This window comes from Hymenobacter aerilatus (assembly GCF_022921095.1).
Taxonomy (GTDB): domain Bacteria; phylum Bacteroidota; class Bacteroidia; order Cytophagales; family Hymenobacteraceae; genus Hymenobacter; species Hymenobacter aerilatus.
Genome location: NZ_CP095053.1, coordinates 680,556 through 700,866 on the forward strand (window position 1 = coordinate 680,556; position 20,311 = coordinate 700,866).

Sequence of the window (20,311 nt, forward strand, 5' to 3'; positions counted from 1 at the left end):
TTACACGGTGCCAACCCCACTAACCCAACAGCAGCCAGAAGCAAAATCCTTTTCACTTTTTTCAGGCGAAACAGGTAAATCAGCTTGCTAACGCTGCTAGAATAGAAAATTACTGGTGATGCTGCGGTTAGAAACCACCTTAATAAAAAAACGCCTTCCGCACGAGGCGGAAGGCGCTGTATATTCTGCGCAAATAGTATCTACTGACGCACAGTCGAGGTCGTAGCCGTTGAAGCCGTAATGGTCGAAGAAACCCGGTTGGCGGCTTTGGTGCTCGTATAAGCCGGGCACTTAGATCTGTTGCAAGCGCTCAAACCGGACAGGGCCACGAGGCTGAGCAGAAGTAATTTTTTTGCCATGAGTGAAAGCGAGGCTGAAGTCGTCTGATAAAGTTGAGCAACAAAGCTTAAGCAACAAAGGTACCAGAATACAAAAATTAAAATTGCCATTCCGAGCGCAGCGAGGAATCTGAGGTAGAACCCGCCAGATTTCTCGCTGCGTTCGGAATAACACTTACTCCTGATAGCCCAGAATTTTCATCATTGTCTCGGGTTTCTGCTCGTCGGCAAATACCCGGTCGGTAAGAGTGCCATCCTCGGCACGGTCCAGGATGACATGCTTGGGCGCCGGAATCAGGCAGTGCTTGATGCCGCCGTAGCCCGAGAGACTTTCCTGGTAGGCGCCGGTGTGGAAGAAGCCCACGTAGAGCGGCTTCTTATCGGCCTCCTTGCGCTCAGGCAGGAACACTTGATAGATGTGCTTCTCAGCGTTGTAGTAGTCCTGCGAGTCGCAGGTGAGGCCGCCGAGCTGGGTGCGGCGGTAGTTCTTCTCCCAGCCATTCACTGCCAGCATAATAAAGCGCTGATTTAGGGCCCAGGTGTCGGGTAGGTTAGTGATGAACGAGCCATCAATCATGTACCACAGTTCCTTATCGTTCTGTAGTTTCTCGTCCAGAATAGAATACAGAATGGCGCCCGACTCGCCCACCGTGAAAATGCCGAACTCTGTGAAGATATCCGGCTCCGGCACGCCCTGCTCGCGGCAGATGCGCTGAATGGTGCGCAGTACCTCCTGAATCATGTAGGGGTAGTCGTACTCGGGCTGGATGCTGGTCTGAATGGGTAGGCCACCGCCGATGTCGATGGTGGTGAGGGTAGGGCACACCTTGCGCAACTCGCAGTATTTGTGCACAAACCGGCTCAGTTCCGACCAGTAGTAGCTGGTATCTTTGATGCCTGTGTTGATGAAATAGTGCAGCATCGTTAGCTCGAAGCGCGGGTCTTCCTTGATGCGCTCCTGGTAGAGCGGAATCACATCGGCGTAGCGCACGCCCAGGCGCGAGGTGTAGAACTGAAAGCGCGGCTCCTCGTCCGATGCCACCCGAATGCCCATCTTGCACTTCTCGCGCACATGCTCGTGGTAGAAATCAAACTCGCCAAGGTGGTCCAGAATCGGCATGCAATTCACAAATCCCTCGTTGATGAGAGACGAAATTTCATGCCGGTACTCAGCCCGCTTGAAACCGTTGCAGATGATGTAGGTGTCCTTCGAGAGCTTGCCCTTGGCATGCATGGCCCGAATGATACTGGTATCAAACCACGACGACGTTTCGATGTGCACGTTGTTTTTTAGGGCCTCCTCTACCACAAAAGAGAAGTGCGAGGCCTTGGTGCAGTACGCATACGAGTAGCTGCCCTTGTAATCGATGTTTTTGATTCCTTGCGCAAACCATTCTTTGGCCCGCTGAATCTGGGAGCTGATTTTGGGTAGGTAGGTGAGGCGCAGCGGCGTGCCGTGCTTCTCGATAAGCGCCATCAGGTCGATGTCGTGGAACTGTAACTCGTTGTTCTCGACGGTGAAACCCTGGCTGGGAAAGTCAAACGTCTGACTGATCAGGTCGTGGTAGGTATCCATTGAGGAGGGTAGGGAATAAGTAAGAAGAACGTCATGCTAAGCGCAGCCGAAGCATCTCTACTGTGAGCAATCATATACTATCAGTAGAGATGCTTCGGCTGCGCTCAGCAGGACAATTGTCAGCATGACTATCCAGTTAGTCAGCATAACAACCAAATGCGCGCTTTTCGCGAACTTTAGACTTGCAAAGATACCCCGCGCGCGGGGTTTTGGTTGTGCTTTGTTCGTTGACCGCCGCGGAAGGTCCGCTGGCGCCAAGCCTACCCCGGTCCCACCCCTGGCAATCGGCAAGCATCGAAACCATATAACTGTTAGCTGCCCATGTAGTATGCGTCGCATTAAGTTGCTCGAAGTCCGCTCTGAGCTGGGAGCAGGCACCCGCGGTTCCAGCCTCGGTATTGATGCCCTGCGCATCGCCTGCCTCAACCAAGGCTCCGATTATTTCCGCCGGTTCAGTGCCGTAGTAGTGCCTGACCAGAACCAAGCATTGTTCGACGAAAATCAGTTCCTCTTCGCCAAACACATTGATGCGGTGTATACGGTGCAAAAGGCCATTGCCAGCACCGTAGAGCAAACGCTCCGCTTCGGCGAGTTTCCGCTGGTACTGGCCGCCGACCACTCCAATGCTGCTGCTACCATCGCCGGCATCAAAGCGGCCTATCCCCACAAAACGCTTGGGGTAGTGTGGGTCGATGCCCACGCCGATATTCACTCGCCCTATACCACGCCCTCGGGCAACTTGCACGGCATGCCGCTGGCTCTGGCCCTGAATGACGACAACCTGCCCTGCCAGTGCAACCAGGTACCCCCCGAAACCGAGTTTTTCTGGCGCCGCCTGCAAAACCTGGGTGAGCCCGGTCCCAAACTACTCCCCGAGCACCTGGTATACGTGGTAGTGCGCGACACCGAAGCCGAGGAAAACGCCATCATCCAGCGCCACGGCATCAAGAACTTCAGCCTGGAAGAAGTAACCGAAAAAGGCGCCCGCCAGGTAGCCCGCGAAATCTACGAGCGCCTGCGCTTCTGCGACATAGTATACATCTCCTTCGATGTCGATTCGCTGGATTCGCGCTTCAGCAAGGGAACAGGAACACCCGTGCGCGCTGGCCTCGATGTGCCCCAGGCCACTGCCCTCTGCCAAGCCCTACTCGACAACGAACGAGTGGTGTGCTTTGAGATGGTGGAAATCAATCCTACTCTCGATTCGGAAAACACGATGGCCCAAAACGCCTTCACGATTCTGGAAGCCGCCACCGAAACCATTCAGGAGCGCCTGCGGGTAGATGCCGTAACCTCGCGCGGGCCTCGGGGGGAGGTAGCAGGAGGGTAGGGGCTACGGAGCTATATATTTATATATCTTTCAAGCAGATATGTAAGTTCTACGTGTAGCTCTGCCTTATGAAAAGTGGTATTTCACTCGTGTTGCTGTGGTTAGTGAGTCTAACGGTACAAGCGCAACTATCGGTAGACCTTGCTGCATTCAGCAAGAAGAATGGTGCTACTGCGCGAGTCGATAAGGAGAAGCTGGAAGTGAGTTGGCCCGTTCAAGGGGCAGATCGTGGTAAAATCATCATTAGCCTCGCAGAGAACACGCCTCTTTTTACTAGCATCCAGCTCAGCCACAATCGGCGCTACCAGGTCATCGCCACCGAGTTGCAACCTGAGTTCGTCCTCACGATTGGCAAGCGGGATTTAATCTCGCAGAATGGTTGGAATATTTTCTTCGATAAAGTCCCTAACAAGCCCTTCAAGTCCTACCGGGTAGGGATGAGCAACAGGAAAGTTGAGGTAAGCAGCGTAGGTTCCCGAACGAAAATAACGGTAGGTGGCCTGCAAGCGGCTGATTTTAACGGTAATCTGGAGGTGACGCTGTACCACGGCAGCCCGTTGCTGAATATAGCAGCTGTACTGGCCACCAAAACGGATTCGACGGCTATTGTGTACGACGCCGGATTGGTGAGCGAGAAACCAGCATGGCAGCGGGTAGGATGGTCGGCTACCAACAAACAATACCAAAGCACCCTAGTAAGCGCCGCCGATACCAGCCGAAATCAGGCGGTGAAATATCGAACTATTCTGGGCGAAAGTGCCGGCGGAAGCCTGGCGGTGTTTCCGGCGCCCCACCAGTATTTTTATCCCCTAGACGAAGCCTTCAACCTCAAATTTGTGTGGTTTGGCAGCAAGTACCGGAAGGTGTTGCCTGGGTATGGCCTGGGTATCCGGCAGGATTTGTATGGAGATAAACGCTATGTGCCATGGTTTAACGCCCCTCCCGGCACCGCGCAGCGCCTGAACTTCTACTGCTTACTGGGAACCGGCAAAGCAGAGCCGCTTTTGGATGAAGTGAAGCGCTACACGCACCAGGATACGTATGCACAACTGCCGGGATACAAAACCATGGCCAGCCACTTTCACAACGAGTACGTGATGAACGTGATGCTGCCTGGCAAAGAAGCCGCCGGTACTCCAGAGTTTGTGAGGGTGTTCAAGAGCCTCGGCCTCGACATTGTGCACCTGGGCGAGTTTCATTACACTGCGCACCCAAAAGGACCCGATGAGCAACGCTTGCGGGAAATGGCTGCCTTGTTTGAGCTGTGCCAAAAGTCATCCGACAAGGACTTTTTGCTGCTACCCGGCGAAGAACCCAACGAGTTTTTGGGCGGCCACTGGCTAGAGCTTTTCCCGAAGCCCGTGTACTGGGTGATGGCAAAGAAGCCGGGGACGCCGTTTGTGCAGGAAAACACCACGTATGGCCGCGTATACCACGTGGGCGATAAAACCGAGATGCTGAAGCTGCTCGAAGCCGAGAATGGGTTGGCCTGGACAGCACACGCCCGCACAAAAGGCTCGACCGGCTACCCGGATGCCTATAAAAACGAGGCTTTCTTTAAATCAGACCACTTCATGGGCGCCGCCTGGAAGGCCCTACCCGCCGACCTGTCACAGCCTCGCCTTGGAAAGCGTACGTTGGACTTACTTGATGATTTCAATAATTGGGGCGTGAGAAAGCATATTATAGCGGAGGCAGATTTATTCACGGTGAACTTTGAGAATGAGATGTATGCTCACTTGAACGTGAATTATTTGCCGCTTTCTACATTACCTGATTTCAAAACGGGGTGGCAGCCAGTGGTAGATGTCTTGAAAAAAGGTAGCTTTTTCTCCTCTACCGGCGAAGTGTTGATTCCGCAATTCACCGTGAACGGAAAAGGTGCCGGGGAAACAGTCACGCTACAAAATCCAGCTAAAACCACTGTTGAGTTTACCTTAAACTGGACCTTTCCAATGGCCTTTGCCGAAATTATTTCCGGCGACGGCCAAAAAGTGTATCGCCAACAGGTAGACCTGCTTAAAACGACAGCCTTTGGGAAGCAAGCGTTTCACGTATCCGCTGATCTTACTAATCGCAAATGGGTGCGGCTTGAAGCCTGGGATGTGGCAGCAAATGGAGCCTTCACGCAGACCGTCTACCTTACTGAGTAAAAGGTGTTTCTTATCTCAACTCCGAAAACACCATGGATCAGAACACTGCCAGGATTCTGGTATCCGCCACCGAAGGCCATTCAGGAGCATTTGCACGTAGACATGGCGACCTCGCGCGGGCCGCGGGGAAGCGGCAGGAGGGTAGGGGAATTATTTCATTGGCAGCTTTTTCATACACTTCTCTACAAAGCATCCAACTAAAAGCAGAGCTTGGCAAGAGAATAAGCCCACCTTCCCCTCTACCTTTCTACCTTTGCATCAGTAGAAACCGGCTGCGGCTTCTGCTTCTGCTCGTTGCGCAGGCGGTGGCTTGCGTTGTGCCCTCTTTGGCGGCACTAGGGTAGAAGCAGCCGCGCCACCCCAGCATCTCTCCCGTGCAACAACTCGAACAGACCCTCAAAGCCGCCCTCAGCGCGGCCATGCAACACGTTTTCGGGGCCGATGTGCCCGCACAGCAACTCACGTTGCAGCCTACCCGCAAGGATTTTGCAGGTTCATTTACGCTCGTTACGTTTCCTTTCACCAAAACCCTAGGCAAAGGCCCCGAGCAGATTGGGCAAGCGCTGGGCGAGTGGCTGGTCGCCAACGAGCCTGCTATTACGGGCTACAACGTAGTGAAAGGCTTCCTGAACCTGGAAGTGGCCGTGCAGGAGTGGGTGAAGGTGTTTCAGCAGTTGCGCCAACAGCCCGCCGATGCGCCGGTAGTTACTGGTGGGCCGCAGGAAGTAGTGGTGGAGTATTCGTCGCCGAACACCAACAAGCCTCTGCACCTAGGTCACTTGCGCAACAACTTCCTTGGCTATTCAGTGGCCGAGATTCTGAAAGCCACCGGCGCGCACGTGACCAAGGCCAACTTGGTAAACGACCGGGGCATTCACATCTGTAAGTCTATGCTCGCCTACCAGCAGTATGGCCACGGCGAAACTCCGCAACAAGCCGGTATCAAGGGCGACCATCTCATCGGCAAATACTATGTGCTGTTTGAGAAACACTACCGCGAGCAAATCAAGCAGCTCGAACTGGAAGGAGTAGCCGCCGACGTAGCCAAGCGCCAGGCCCCACTGATGCTGGAGGCCCAAGACATGCTGCGGCAGTGGGAAGCTGGCGACGCCGACGTAGTGGCCCTGTGGCGTCAGATGAACGGCTGGGTGTACGAGGGCTTCAACGCTACTTACGAGAATATTGGTGTCGATTTCGACAAATACTATTATGAGTCGGAAACCTACTTGCTGGGCAAGGAGCGGGTAGAGGAAGGCTTGCAGAAAGGTGTATTCTACAAGAAGGAAGATGGCTCAGTGTGGGTAGACCTCACCGCCGAAGGCCTCGACGAAAAGCTCCTGCTCCGCGCCGACGGCACTAGCGTCTATATCACCCAGGACCTGGGCACGGCCGAGCTGAAGTACGAAGATTTCGGCTACGACCTGTCGGTGTATGTTATTGCCGACGAGCAGAATTACCACATGCAGGTGCTGAAGGCTGTGCTCAAGAAGCTGGGCAAGCCCTACGCCGATGCCATCTACCACCTCAGCTACGGCATGGTAGACCTACCCTCTGGCAAGATGAAGTCGCGCGAAGGCACCGTAGTAGACGCCGACGAGTTGGTGAATGAAGTAGTGGAAGCAGCTAAAGCCGCTACCCTCGCAAAAGGCAAAACTGAAGGGCTATCGGAGGAAGAAGCGCAGCAGCTTTACCACATGCTGGGCCTAGGCGCGCTGAAATACTACCTGTTGAAGGTAGACCCCAAGAAGCGTATGCTATTCAACCCCGAAGAATCGGTGAGTTTGGAAGGACACACGGGACCGTTTATTCAGTATTCGCACGCTCGTATTTCGGCCATTCGTCGCAAGGCGGCCGAGCAAGGCATCAGTGAAACAGCCGATTTAAGTAGCCTTGCCGCGCTTCATGCTACAGAGCAAGAACTGGTGCAGGAGCTTGCCCGCTATGCGGCCGTGGTAACGGAAGCAGCTCGCATCTATTCGCCTGCTATCATCGCCCAGTACGCCTACGACCTCGCTAAGGCTTACAATCGTTTCTACACCGAAGTGCCGATCTTCACTGAGCCCGATGCTGCCAAAAAAGCGTTCCGGGTGGCACTTTCGGCACAAACGGCTGGGGCTATCAAAGTCAGCATGGGGCTGTTGGGTATCCAGGTGCCGGAGCGGATGTAAGCTATTATCGGTTTCTAATTCAAACGTCATATCGACCGCAGGAAGAAATCTCGCTTGATAGTAATTGACATCAGCACGCGAAATTTCTCCCTGCGGTCGATATAATGTTATGAAATTCAAGTAGTAAGATAAATGAAATCAGTAGCAGTATACTGCGGTTCCAGCATCGGCCGCAATGACCTCTACCGACAGCAGGCCCACGAAATGGGCCGTGTGCTGGCCGAGCGTGACCTGACGCTGGTGTACGGCGGCGGTAGGGTAGGGCTGATGGGAGCCGTGGCCGACAGCGTACTTCAGCACGGCGGCCGGGCTGTAGGCGTCATTCCCGAGTTTCTGGCCAGCAAAGAAGTGGCGCACCTGAGCCTCACGGAGTTGTACGTAGTGCAGTCTATGCACGAGCGCAAGCTGAAAATGGCCGAGCTGGCTGATGGCTTTGTGGCCATGCCCGGTGGCTACGGCACGCTGGAGGAACTGTTTGAGGTGCTAACCTGGGGTCAGCTGGGCCTGCACCGCAAGCCCATTGGCGTGCTGAACGTGGCCGGGTTCTATACCCACCTGCTGCGCGCCCTCGACCATATGGTAGACGAAGCCCTGCTCCGTCCCGAAAACCGCCACCAGCTTCTACAAGCCGAAACGCCCGCCGTTCTGCTCGATTTGATGGCAGACTATCGGCCGGCGCAGGTAGAGAAGTGGCTGACGCCCTCTAAAACGTGAAATTATAGTATGCTTCCTGCGGGTAAGCAGAACCGTTGTATCCAACAATTACGTACCTTCTCCACCGAAACCAATGAGCTAGTCTAGTGGTTTGTCGGTTACGTATCCTCCACTTTCTCCTCCGCGTATTCTCATGAAAATTTCGTCACTGTTTCTGTTGGGCACTCTGGCAATTGCCGGTCTCTCGGCCGCTACGTTTGCCCCCCAACCTGCTCCTGCCATGACCGAAGCTCCCGCCGCTGCGCCCGCCACCGTGTACGACTACACCGTGAAGACCATCGAAGGTAAAGACGTGAAGCTGAGTCAGTACAAAGGCAAGAAGCTACTCATCGTGAACACAGCCTCTAAGTGCGGCTACACTCCACAGTATAAAGAGTTGGAAGAGCTGTCGAAAAAATACGCCAACAAAGTAGTGGTACTGGGCTTCCCCTCCGACAGCTTCAACCAGGAGCTTGATTCTGATGCCGAAGTAGCCTCGTTTTGCGAGAAGAACTACGGCGTTACGTTTCCGCTGTTCAGCACCGTATCAGTGAAAGGCGATGATGCCGCGCCGCTGTATAAGTTCTTGTCGGATAAGTCGAAGAACGGAACTGTGAGCGACGCGCCTACCTGGAATTTCTGCAAATACTTGGTTGATGAAAAAGGCCATGTAGTAGCCTTCTACCCATCCAAAGTAAAGCCCATGAGCGACGAGCTGGTGGCGGCTATTTTAAAGTAAAAGGGCTCTAACATAGTAGTATTCCGGACAGCGAGAAGAGGATAAACCACTTCCCACTGTCCGGAATATCATTTTATGCCCGCATGCTACCTACCTTCGCGGGGCTTAGGATCAACTGCTTTTGCTATGATACGCACGGTCATTTTTGATATGGATGGGGTAATTGTCGATACGGAACCTGTACACCGCTATGCCTTTTTTCGGCATTTTGAGGAGTTAGGTATCAACGTATCGGATGAGGAGTATGCTACGTTTACGGGTTCGTCCACCAAAAACGTATATCAACAGCTGAAAGATCGGTATGACCTTTCGGCGGATATTGACGAGCTAATGATGCGCAAGCGGGAGTTCTTCAACCGAGCGTTTGACGAAAAGCCCGACCTGTACCTGCTCGGCACTGTTCGTACGCTTATCGAAGACTTGCATGCGCACGAACTTCAATTGATTCTAGCCTCTTCGGCCTCCAAAAGCACTATCAACCGGGTGATGAAGCGGTTCGATCTATATCCATATTTTGACCACATTATCAGCGGCGAGGACTTCACGCACTCTAAGCCCGATCCGGCAATTTTTGAGCATGCCGCGTCCCTAGCCGTCGGCTCGAAGCGGGAGTGCGTTATTATCGAGGACTCTACCAATGGTATTGCTGCCGGTAAAGCCGCTGGTATCTATTGCATTGGCTACGACAGCGAACATTCGGCCTTGCAGGACCTAAGCCAAGCCGACTTGGTGATTCATGACTTTTCGGAGTTGAGTGCTGCTACCATCGCGGCTATTGAGCCGGCGTAAAGCAGGCCGTTTTTTTCGCTTTCCCTACCCTGTATTTCTGCTTCGTAATGGCTGCCCCTCTTTCTGCCACGTCCGCTGGTGCCGTTAGCCCAGCCAAAGCGTGGATTTCGGCTTTTCGGCCCCGTACCCTTCCCTTGTCGCTGGCCAGTATTTTCACGGGCGGCTTCCTGGCCGCTGCGCATGGGCAGTTCCGGGGGAGCGTATTTGCCTTGGCCGTCTTGACTACCATCTTGTTGCAGATCCTGAGCAACCTGGCCAATGATTACGGCGACTCGCAGAACGGCGCCGACAGCATCCACCGCGAAGGGCCACAACGCGCTGTGCAGGCAGGACACATTACGCCAGCGCAGATGAAGCGCGGCATGCTCTTGTTTGGGGCGTTGTCTCTAGCTTCTGGTGTGGCATTGCTATGGGTAGCGCTGGGCTTAGCTGCCATGTGGATTACCATTAGCTTCTTTCTGTTGGGGCTGGCTGCTATCTGGGCAGCCATCAACTATACGGCTGGCGCCAAACCCTATGGCTATGCCGGGTTAGGCGACGCATCGGTGTTTTTGTTCTTTGGACTAGTAGGTGTGTGTGGCACGTACTACCTCCAAACGCAGGCATTGCCGCTTCTGGTGCTGTTGCCAGCCGCCGCGCTGGGGTGTTTTGCAACGGCTGTGCTGAACGTCAACAACATTCGGGATATTCGCTCTGATAAGCTAGCTGGTAAGATTACAATCCCGGTACGATTGGGACCAGTAGCGGCCCGGCGCTACCATTGGTTGCTCCTGGGGGTAGGGTTTGCCAGCGCGGTACTGTACGTTGTACTTACCTACTATTCGCCCTGGCAATGGCTGTTTTTGTTGTCGGCACCACTGTTTTTGCGCAATGGTCGGTTGGTTGCGCAACGCCAAGAGTCGATGCAATTAGATCCACTGCTTAAGCAGATGGCCATGAGCACGCTGGCCTTTACTATATTATTTGGGGTAGGGCAAACGCTCGTGATGGTAGCTAGGCTTATAAGTGAGTCTTAACCGTGCAATCGATTTCGTAGATGGAAAATGTCATTGTTTTTTATCTGCGCTACTCTTATCCTAAAATAAGCTTTAGGTGCTCTAAGGCACATGTGTGGGGTATAATTACGTGTGTGCTAAACGTATAATGTATATTGTGCATCACCTGAAAAAGCGTGTTTAAACGCGTTTTACGCAGTTTTATAGTTTGCATTTGGTGCACCAACTATTCTATATTTGGTTGCCTTTCCACATGATGGCAACCTGATTACTAGACGTTTTCTTAAGTAGCGCAAACGTTGTAGTATCATAGGCTAGCGCTATGAGCAATACATACATGCTAGGTACAGCCTATCATGTAGTATAAGAGTCTATACCGGAGTGGAGAAGGGAATACTGCTGTTATCCTACAATCCTATTCTTCATATGGTGCTACATTTCCACCGGTTCCACCTTCTGAGCAGGTATCGGACTTGTCTATTTGTGGGGTTGCTTCTACTTTTTGCTCACGTCAGCCAGGGGCAACAGTTGCTGAGAGCCAAGGGCACTGCTATTATAGATGAGCGTGGAAGAGAAATTGTGCTGAAGGGAGTAGGACTGGGTGGCTGGCTACTGCAGGAAAGCTACATGCTGGGCACCGACACGCTGGACGCGCAAGGGCGCATCAAACGGGCCATGCGCCGTACTATGTCGGTTAGCGAGGTGGAAAGCTTTTATAAGCAGTACCGCAATGGCTTTATTACAAAATCAGACATTGATTTTATTGCTGCTCAAGGGTTTAATTGTGTGCGGCTACCCATGCACTATGACCTTTTTTTGACGAGTGCACAGCGTCATTTGCGCGAGCAGGCCTTGGATCAGGGCAGTGCCGTGCCAGCCTATGTGGCGGCCTTGGCAAAATGGTACGACGCAGACCAGCTGTTCACAAATCCAAAAGAGTTGGATGGATTTCGCTACATCGATGACCTGCTAGCGTGGTGTAAAGCGAATAAGCTCTATGTAGTACTTGATCTGCATGCGGCCCCCGGCGGCCAGGGCGCCGACCGTAACATTAACGACGGTATTATACCATTGGATTTATGGAAGCGTCGTGATGCAAAAGGGCGTTTGCTATATCAAGACGTGACCGTGCGGCTATGGCAAAAGCTAGCTGCTCGCTACCGCAACGAGAGCTGGGTAGCGATGTATGATGTGCTCAATGAGCCGCATGGTATGGACACGGCCCATGGCATGGCTGGCGACAATTCCGAGGCGCAGGCCTTGTACGGCCGGCTGATTACTGCTATCCGGGCGCAGGGCGATAAACACCTGATTATGGTGGAGGGCAACGGCTACGGCAATGAGTACACCAACCTGACACCTGATAAGCTGCCGACCAAGTACAAAACCAACTTGGTGTATAACGCCCACCGCTATTGGTGCACCAACGACCCTACCGTAGGCGATGCAAATCCCAATCAGATCAATCTGATTCGTAATCTGGTGGCTTTCCGTGAGCGGTGGAAAGTGCCGGTATGGGTAGGGGAGACGGGCGAAAACTCCAACGAGTGGCTGACTGCCGCCGCCCAGGCACTGAACGAACGTACTATTGGCTGGTGTCACTGGAACGTGAAGCGAGTAGCCGGTACAACTAGCCTGCTCAATATCAGGCCATATGGTTCTATACTGACACCGGAGGGTAGGGCAAATCTGCTGCGCAACATCCAGTTTAAGCATTGCGAGCCCAACCGCGACGTGCTTGATGCGCTGATGCGGCAGCCCGGCACCATGGCTACCAAAGCCTATGTGCCGTTAGCGCTGCCCGGCACCATCGCTGCTACCCACTACGATATGGGTAGGGTAGGCACTGCTTACCAAGATAGCTTGTACCAGAAAACGGATTACCGCCGACCCGACCGCTGGAACCTGGGCGGAGCTGGCCGCAACGACGGCGTTGATATCGGCCTAGCACACGATGGCAATGATACGGCGCTGGCCGTGCAACACATGACTGCTGGCGAGTGGCTGCAATATACAGTAACTGTCAAGCAACCTGGGCGCTATAATGTGGAGGCACGGGTAGCAAATGATGGCACAGTCCCGGCTGAGCTACAGATACACGTGGCCGATAGTCTTGTTGCTACTCTACCCGTTCCAGCCGGTCCCAGTATGAATACCTGGATTACCCTCACTACGACAACAACCATGTTGCCAGCCGGGCAGCATATGCTGCGAGTGTACGTGGCAAAACCGGGAGCCCGATTAAACTGGTTGCAGTTTAGCCCGGCGGCCACAACCCAAAGCGGACAGTAACTGGGCGCTGCAGCGCACTACATACCGAAAACAGGCAGCATATGATCCTACCCTACCCCATATTGCGGTATTCCTTTAGATGGATTACGCTGTGTATACTGCTAGCAATGAAGATTTTAATGGGCAGCAGTGCGTGTCAGGCCGCGGTACGGGAAGACACGCTGCACATCACAACGAACATAGACGAGCTTTTTCTCACACCTAGCTCTTACAGTATACTGGAGGACCCCACGGGCCGGCTAACCATTCAAGATGTACAGAAGCCCGAATGGACCCGACGCTTTACGAGGGCGAGCCAGGCGTATGCTAGTATTCAGCACACCTCCGCTACCTACTGGCTACGTCTGACGCTGCACGATGCCGAGCGTGCAGAGCGCCATTGGTACCTGGAGCTACTGGACTCGCACATCAACAATATCGCACTCTATCAGGATGATAAGTCAGTTCCCGTAGTACGTACGGGAGCAGATCTGCCTTTTAATAGTCGGCCGTATTTCTACAAAAATTTTCTGTTTCGGCTCACGCTAGCACCTGAGCAGACGCATACTTACTTTATCAGATTACAATCAGGTTCCAAAACGTCTTTCCTGGCCCGGCTGCGCACCGAAACCATCCTAGCTAGTCATTTTCAGCTCGAATATGGTCTGTTGGGTGGTTTCTATGGGGTGTTGCTGATCATGGTTATTTACAACTTGTGCATTTACCTGTTCATTCGCGAGCAGATGTACCTGCGATATGTAGCCTATGTGCTGAGTTGTGGTTTAGTGTTTTTGTCGGAAGACGGGTTGGGGTTCCAGTATTTGTGGCCTATGCTACCCTGGCTAAACCAGCTGGTGAATGCAGTGGCTCCGGTGTTGCTGTTGCTCACCTTCAGCTACTATGCCCGACAGTTTATGGACTCTGCCGAGCGGCTCCCGCGCTACGATGCGTGGGTACGGCGCGTGGTGTTAGGAAGTGCTGCGCTATTGTTGCTTGATGCTCTGGTGCTGCGCTCGGGGTTAGGGTTTTGGCTATACCCTTTGCCCTACACAATGATATGTTACCTAGCTGTGCGAGTTTACCAGCGCGGTTTTCGACCAGCTATTTTCTTCCTGGCAGCGCATAGTTTCGTAGCAGTCAGTGTATTATTTCTCGTGCTTCGGAAGCTGGGCATTCATACGTTCACCAACACCTTTACGGTATACAGTATGAATGTAGCCTTTGTGCTGGAAATAGCCGTGTTGTCTTACGCACTCGGCGACAAGATAAAGGCTATCAAAGACGCTACTATACGGGCTCAGGAACGGCTAGTGAAACAACTGCGTAAGCGGCAGCACGCCCAAAATCAGTTGCTAGAGCAACTACAGCAAAACCAGCAACTGAAAGATCAGCTCAACTCGGACCTGGAGGCCCAGGTGGCGCGCCGTACAGAAGAGTTGCGCTACCAAAGCGAAACAATTGCCGGTCAAAACCGAGAACTGGTGCAAGCCAATCGGTTGCTGGCGCTGCAGTCGGCAGCCATAGAAAAGCTAAATGCTGAGTTACAGCACGACCTGCAACAGGTCCAGGAAGCGCGTGTACTCTCCCGCGAAGTGGATTTCGGGGAATTCAGCCAGATTTACCCTGATAAGGATGCGTGCTTAACTTATCTGGCAGAACTAAAGTGGAGCCACGGCTACCAATGCCGCCGTTGCGGCCACGAGAAGTATTGCGACGGACGCGAGGCACATTCCCGGCGCTGCACCCGCTGCCGATACGTGGAATCGGCCACTGCCTACACGCTCTTTCAAAAATGTAAGTTTTCCATCGTGAAAGCTTTCTATGCAGTATTTCTGCTGCACACGCACCACGGTCATTATTCCTCCCAAGAGTTGTCTCGAGTGTTAGATCTACGACAGGGCACTTGCTGGAGCTTCAGTCAAAAAGTAGCCGATGCCATGCGTCGCCGGGAACAAGCACCCGATTATGACGAACAGGAAAGCTGGACGAAACTACTTTTAGATAATCACGAAGCAGAAGAAGATGAATTGTTGACAGAGCTAGCAGGCAAGCAACAGTCACAGCCTATGCAATAATGTCGCAAACGTTTTCGGTATTTTAAGAAATCTGAAAAAAATATTCTGCTTGAAGCCTATTTAGGGGTTGTTTTTTAACTGCGTTTGCTAAGGCAAGACGAAGCAAAGAACAGCTAGTGGACCATAAATAAGCGTGTAAAACGTGTGTGTTATGTGTATAGATAATTTGTGTAGTAGTCGAAAAAGGTCCTTTTTTATACATCTATGCAGGTTTTGAAGCTTGCATTTGCCAAACAAGTCCGAATATCTTTGGATAGTTGACAGAGTTTGTTGCACTGGTTGTCGTCTCACTACGCATCATCTAGGGGGTAACAGCATCAGAAAAGATTAGTGAGAAGACAGATTTAGAAATGCTGTTACTCTCTATTTCCTAAATCGATTTCTGAGATATGTATTTTAGATTTTGATATTCCCAATTCCCACACCCATTCTCTTTTATGAAGCACAACTCCTACTCACTTTTTTTCAGGCGACGGGTAGTATTGCTGGCTGCTTGCGGCCTGCCAATGACAGCGTTGCCAGTAGTAGGTGCTAAGGCACCTACCGGGCCCTTTCTGCTGCTGTCGGGAAAGTATCTAGCTGACGTTCCTGTATCTGGCCGCGTGACGCAGGCCAATGGGGAAGGCTTGCCCGGCGTAACCGTGATTGTAAAGGGTACAACGCTGGGTACATCTACCGGTGCCGACGGCTCTTTTTCGTTGAATGTGCCGGAGGGTAGCACACTAGTAATTAGTTCGGTGGGCTACATCAAAAAAGAAGTTGCCGTAACTGGAGCTATTACTGGCCTAACGGTAAGTCTACTGGAAGACCGTCAAGCGTTAGGCGAAGTAGTAGTGGTAGGATACGGGACCCAAGAACGAGGTAGCGTCACGGGTGCTATTTCCTCCGTAAATGGGCAAGAACTGGTGCGGCAACCAGTAGCCGACGTGACGCAGGCATTACAAGGCAAGGTGTCCGGCGTCACGATTACGTCGAATGGTGGTGCTCCTGGTGGTGCGGCTGGTACTTCTGTGCGTATTCGTGGTATTACGTCGGCCGGTAATAATAACCCGTTGTACGTAGTCGATGGATTTCCCTTGCCTGATGGCGGCGACAATCAACTCAATGCTATCAGCCCCAATGATATTGAGACGATTGATGTACTGAAAGATGCGTCGGCTACTGCTATCTACGGGGTGCGGGCAGCTAACGGGGTAGTAATTATTACGACGAAGCGCGGTAAAGCAGGCAAAGCGAATGTTAACCTGGATGTGTATCGAGGGGTGCAGTCGGTGGCCAGAAAGCTGGATTTGCTGAATGCGAAGGAATACGCGACAATCAACAACGAATCGTTGATAGCAGCCGGAAAGCCAATTGCGCTGGAAAAGCTACGCAACCCCGATGCGCTGACAGTGGATACCGATTGGCAAGACTTGTTGTTCCGTCGGGCAAAGATTCAGAACTACTCACTATCGGCTACAGGAGGTAGTGAGAAAGCGCGCTACGCACTGTCGGGTACTTACTACCAGCAAGATGGGATTATCCTGGGGTCTAATTTTGAGCGTTTCACATTACGCGCTAATGGCGACGTGGAGCTAAGCAAAATTTTCAAGATAGGAAATAGCATTTCGCTGACGCACCTTAGCGACCGGCAAATCACTACGAATAGTGGGGAGTATGGCGCTGTGCAACAACTACTGCGTATTCCGCCTACCGTGCAGGCCTACCGTCCCGATGGGTACTGGTACCAGCCAAATAGTGCCGATGATAACTTCACAGAAGAAAACCCGCTGGCTACTTCTCAGCGCACCAATCAGCGGTTTACACGCAACCGGGCGCTAACTACCTTCTACGCAGAGCTGGAGCCGTTGAAAGGGCTACGATTCCGCACCAACATAGGCGCCGATTTCATCTTCGATAACTTCAATGCTTTCTCGCCTCGTGGTCCAGAACTGGCAGGCTATACGCAGCGCTACATTACGGCTGGCGCTACGGCTACTTCCAGCTACGCACCTAGTTACCTTATCGAGAATACGGCTACCTATAACCGTCTCTTCGCAGATAAACACCAGGTAACTTTCCTGTTGGGTCAATCGGCGCAGGAGTTCAATTTCAGCAACGTAGCGGCAAACCGTTCGCAGTACCTGCGGAACGACTTGCAAACCATCAACTCAGGGCCGATCAACACCTTGCTGAGCAATGGCGGCACCATCGATCCGTCGCGCCGATTAGCTAGTTACTTCGGGCGTCTCAATTATGAGTTTGGCGGCAAATATATCTTCCAGGCGACGGCTCGCTACGATGGTTCATCGCGCTTCCAACCCGGAAACAAGTTTGGCTTCTTCCCCAGCGTATCGGCCGGATGGCGAATTTCGGAGGAAGAGTTCCTGAAGGACAACCGAACGATAAGCAACCTGAAGCTGCGGGCTAGCTACGGCCGGGTAGGCAATGAACTGAATGCTGGTCGTTTTGCCTACTTGTATTCCATCAACTTCGGCGCTGTTTACCCACTGGGGCCAGATGGAGCTATCAACACAGGCGGCGCACCTACACGCTTGGCCAACCCCAACTTACGCTGGGAGTACAACGACCAGGCGAACATTGCCGTGGACCTGGGTTTCTTGGACAACCGCCTGGAAGCCACTATCGACTTCTACAACCGTAACTCGCCAAACCTGATTGCTGGCGTACCGCAGTCGTTGGTGTCGGGTACGTATGAGTCGGTGAATACCAATGCGGCCTCTGCCTATAACCGGGGTATCGACTTCTCGCTGACCTCCCACAATTTCACAGGTGCCGACAAAGCACTGAGCTGGACTACTACCCTTAACGTATCGGCCTTCAAAACGCGGTTGGAGTCGCTAGGGGCAGGTATTCCCTATAACGGGTTGGGGTCCCTGAGTGGCACTATTGTACGCTATGACGAGGGCTATGCTTTCGGCTCGTTCTACGGGTACGTAGCAGAGGGTCTATTTCAAACTCCCGATGAGGTAGCCGCAGCACCTACGCAGCAGCCCGGTACAGCCCCAGGCGACATCCGCTTCCGTGACTTAAATGGCGATGGCGCTATCACAGACGCCGACCGTCAGTTCATCGGTAATCCGAATCCAAACTTCACGTTTGGTATCACCAATACTCTGAACTACAAAGGCTTTGATCTGAGTTTCTTCATTCAAGGTGTGCAGGGTAACGATGTGTATAACCTCAACCGTTACATCACAGAAAGCGCCCTATACAGCACCACCAACGGCACCACCCGCATTCTGAACCGTTGGACCGGCCCCGGCACCAGCAACGACATTCCGCGGGCTATCAACGGAGACCCCAACAACAATCTGCGCGTCTCTACGCACTACATCGAAGACGGCTCCTACGCACGCTTGAAGAACCTGACACTGGGCTATACCCTCCCTAGCAGCATTTTGAGTCGCTTCTCGATGACCCAACTACGGGTGTATGTCACGGCACAGAACCTGGCTACCCTCACCAAATACACGGGCTACGACCCCGAGGTGAGCGCCAGTGGTGTTGACTTGGGTATTTACCCACAAGCTCGCGTGTTTATGGGCGGCTTGAACATCGGGTTCTAATCACGGCTAATTCCCACTTACTTAATCATGACTATCTCAAAAATTACCTGCGGTGCTTTTCTGCTGTCGTTAGGTCTGCTAACTAGTTGCGGGGAGAAGTTTTTGGAAGAGGCACCTGCTGACCAAATAACCGACGCTAACTTTTACCAAACGCAGCAAGATGCCATCCAGGCCGTGACGGCTGCTTACAGCGAGCTGACAAAGGAAGGCCAATACAACCTAGCCATGTGGGCCTTCGACATTATGGCTGATATCTCGGTAACGGGCGGCGATGATGGCAACGACGGCATTGAATACAAACAGCTGGAAGCGTTCAGTATTCCGTCTACCAACCCCGTAGCTGGGCGCCTGTGGGGTGGTGCGTTCATTGGCTTGCAACGGGCTAACATTGTCCTGCAGAAGGTGCCAAATATCGCCAATATGGACCCCGCCATTCAGCGGCGATGCTTAGGAGAGGCTCAGTTTCTACGCGCCAAATACTATTTCGACTTAGTGCGGGTGTACGGCGACGTGCCGCTTTTCACAACGCCACCTACTGGTCAAGAGCAAGTAAACATCCCGCGTACCCCAGCGGCCGAAGTATACAAGCAGATTGAGCAGGACCTGACGGACGCCATCGGCAACCTACCCGCTGCGTACAGCGGTGCCGATTTGGGTAGGGCAACCAAGTGGGCTGCCACTGGCCTACTGGCCAAAGTGTACATCACGGAAGCCTCGATGGGCGATGCAAGCAAAAAAGCACTGGCTGCCCAGCGTGCCCGCGAGGTAATTACGGGCTCCGGCAAAACGATGTGGGCCAACTACGCCGATAACTTCAAAGTAGCCAACGAGAACAACAACGCCAAGGAGTCGCTCTTCGAGGTGCAGTACGTGAATGGACGGAATGAGTACGAGCGCAACAGCGTGGGGTCTGCCATGAACGAGTTCTTCGGACCACGGGGTGCCAACCAAACGCCGGGTAGCGGCTACGGTTTCAACGTGCCTGAGCCCGATTTTGTGAATGGTTACGAAGCCGGTGATACGCGCAAAGCAGCTTCTGTTTGGGTGCCCGGCGACGTATTCCCAAACGGAGCCGTACAGGCGGCTAAGGCAACGGGCTCCCCATTTGGCTATAACTGCAAAAAGTGGTTTGTAGGTAAGGTGAATACCAATATCTGGGACTCTCCTTTGAACGTGCCGGTACTACGCTTGGCAGAGATGTACCTAATTCTAGCAGAAGCAGTAGGGCCAACGCCAGAAGGATTCGAAGCCATCAATAAAGTACGGCGCCGGGCATTTGGTGTCGATAGTAACACGGCTTCTGCTGCGCACGACCTTTCAGCGTCTAACACTCCCGACTTCACAGGAGCCGTGTTGCGCGAGCGTAAGTACGAATTGGCTTTCGAATTTGACCGGTGGTTTGATTTGAAGCGCTACAACGGTACGCAGTATGGTCTTATCCCTGTGATGACAGCGCAGGCAGCCTACCTCCGTAGTCTGAACATTGGTGCCCAACGCGGTATTCCAACGGCTACTAATCTAGTGTTGCCTATTCCGCAATCGGAGCTAGATACCAACCCTGCGTTGGTGCAAAACCCAGGTTACTAAATCGCTTTTCACGGACGCTTTCAGCTTC

The 20,311-nt window shown here is 52.9% G+C and carries 12 protein-coding genes; 11 read left to right on the forward strand and 1 reads right to left on the reverse strand.

Annotation, left to right across the window (positions count from 1 at the left end; all coding sequences use genetic code 11):
* Positions 1–513 precede the first annotated feature (513 nt).
* Entirely contained in the window at positions 514–1,914 is a 1,401-nt protein-coding gene (locus MUN82_RS02870) for a type III PLP-dependent enzyme domain-containing protein (RefSeq protein ID WP_245094829.1), read from the reverse strand.
* Between the two features lie 328 nt (positions 1,915–2,242).
* Here MUN82_RS02870 and MUN82_RS02875 point away from each other — a divergent pair, with 328 nt between their 5' ends.
* The 11 genes from MUN82_RS02875 to MUN82_RS02925 all read left to right on the forward strand — a co-directional run bounded on the left by MUN82_RS02875 (position 2,243) and on the right by MUN82_RS02925 (position 20,283).
* Positions 2,243–3,244 carry an arginase gene (locus MUN82_RS02875; RefSeq protein WP_245094831.1) on the forward strand — a complete coding sequence of 334 codons (1,002 nt, stop codon included), beginning with the start codon at positions 2,243–2,245 and terminating at the stop codon, positions 3,242–3,244.
* Between the two features lie 68 nt (positions 3,245–3,312).
* Positions 3,313–5,397 carry a CehA/McbA family metallohydrolase domain-containing protein gene (locus MUN82_RS02880; protein WP_245094833.1) on the forward strand — a complete coding sequence of 695 codons (2,085 nt, stop codon included), beginning with the start codon at positions 3,313–3,315 and terminating at the stop codon, positions 5,395–5,397.
* A gap of 374 nt (positions 5,398–5,771) precedes the next feature.
* Positions 5,772–7,565 carry an arginine--tRNA ligase gene (argS, locus tag MUN82_RS02885; RefSeq protein WP_262922835.1) on the forward strand — a complete coding sequence of 598 codons (1,794 nt, stop codon included), beginning with the start codon at positions 5,772–5,774 and terminating at the stop codon, positions 7,563–7,565.
* A 132-nt stretch (positions 7,566–7,697) separates the two neighbouring features.
* Complete coding sequence (locus MUN82_RS02890; RefSeq protein ID WP_245094834.1) at positions 7,698–8,279, forward strand: LOG family protein; 582 nt, start codon at positions 7,698–7,700, stop codon at positions 8,277–8,279.
* Between the two features lie 133 nt (positions 8,280–8,412).
* Entirely contained in the window at positions 8,413–8,997 is a 585-nt protein-coding gene (locus MUN82_RS02895) for a glutathione peroxidase (protein WP_245094836.1), read from the forward strand.
* Between the two features lie 126 nt (positions 8,998–9,123).
* The gene (locus MUN82_RS02900; protein WP_245094838.1) at positions 9,124–9,786 is read left to right on the forward strand and encodes an HAD family hydrolase; all 663 of its coding nucleotides are present in this window, start codon (positions 9,124–9,126) and stop codon (positions 9,784–9,786) included.
* A gap of 47 nt (positions 9,787–9,833) precedes the next feature.
* Positions 9,834–10,802: a 1,4-dihydroxy-2-naphthoate polyprenyltransferase gene (locus MUN82_RS02905; protein ID WP_245094840.1), complete on the forward strand. Its 969-nt coding sequence runs from the start codon at positions 9,834–9,836 to the stop codon at positions 10,800–10,802.
* Positions 10,803–11,270: 468 nt separating this feature from the next.
* On the forward strand, positions 11,271–13,073 hold the full coding sequence (locus MUN82_RS02910; RefSeq protein WP_245094842.1) for a cellulase family glycosylhydrolase: 1,803 nt from the start codon (positions 11,271–11,273) through the stop codon (positions 13,071–13,073).
* A 107-nt stretch (positions 13,074–13,180) separates the two neighbouring features.
* Positions 13,181–15,127 (forward strand): 7TM diverse intracellular signaling domain-containing protein, encoded by a 1,947-nt coding sequence (locus MUN82_RS02915; protein WP_245094844.1) that lies wholly within the window; start codon positions 13,181–13,183, stop codon positions 15,125–15,127.
* Between the two features lie 437 nt (positions 15,128–15,564).
* Positions 15,565–18,696 (forward strand): SusC/RagA family TonB-linked outer membrane protein, encoded by a 3,132-nt coding sequence (locus tag MUN82_RS02920; RefSeq protein ID WP_245094846.1) that lies wholly within the window; start codon positions 15,565–15,567, stop codon positions 18,694–18,696.
* Positions 18,697–18,723: 27 nt separating this feature from the next.
* Positions 18,724–20,283, forward strand: coding sequence for a RagB/SusD family nutrient uptake outer membrane protein (locus tag MUN82_RS02925; protein WP_245094848.1), 1,560 nt, complete (start codon positions 18,724–18,726; stop codon positions 20,281–20,283).
* Positions 20,284–20,311 lie beyond the last annotated feature (28 nt).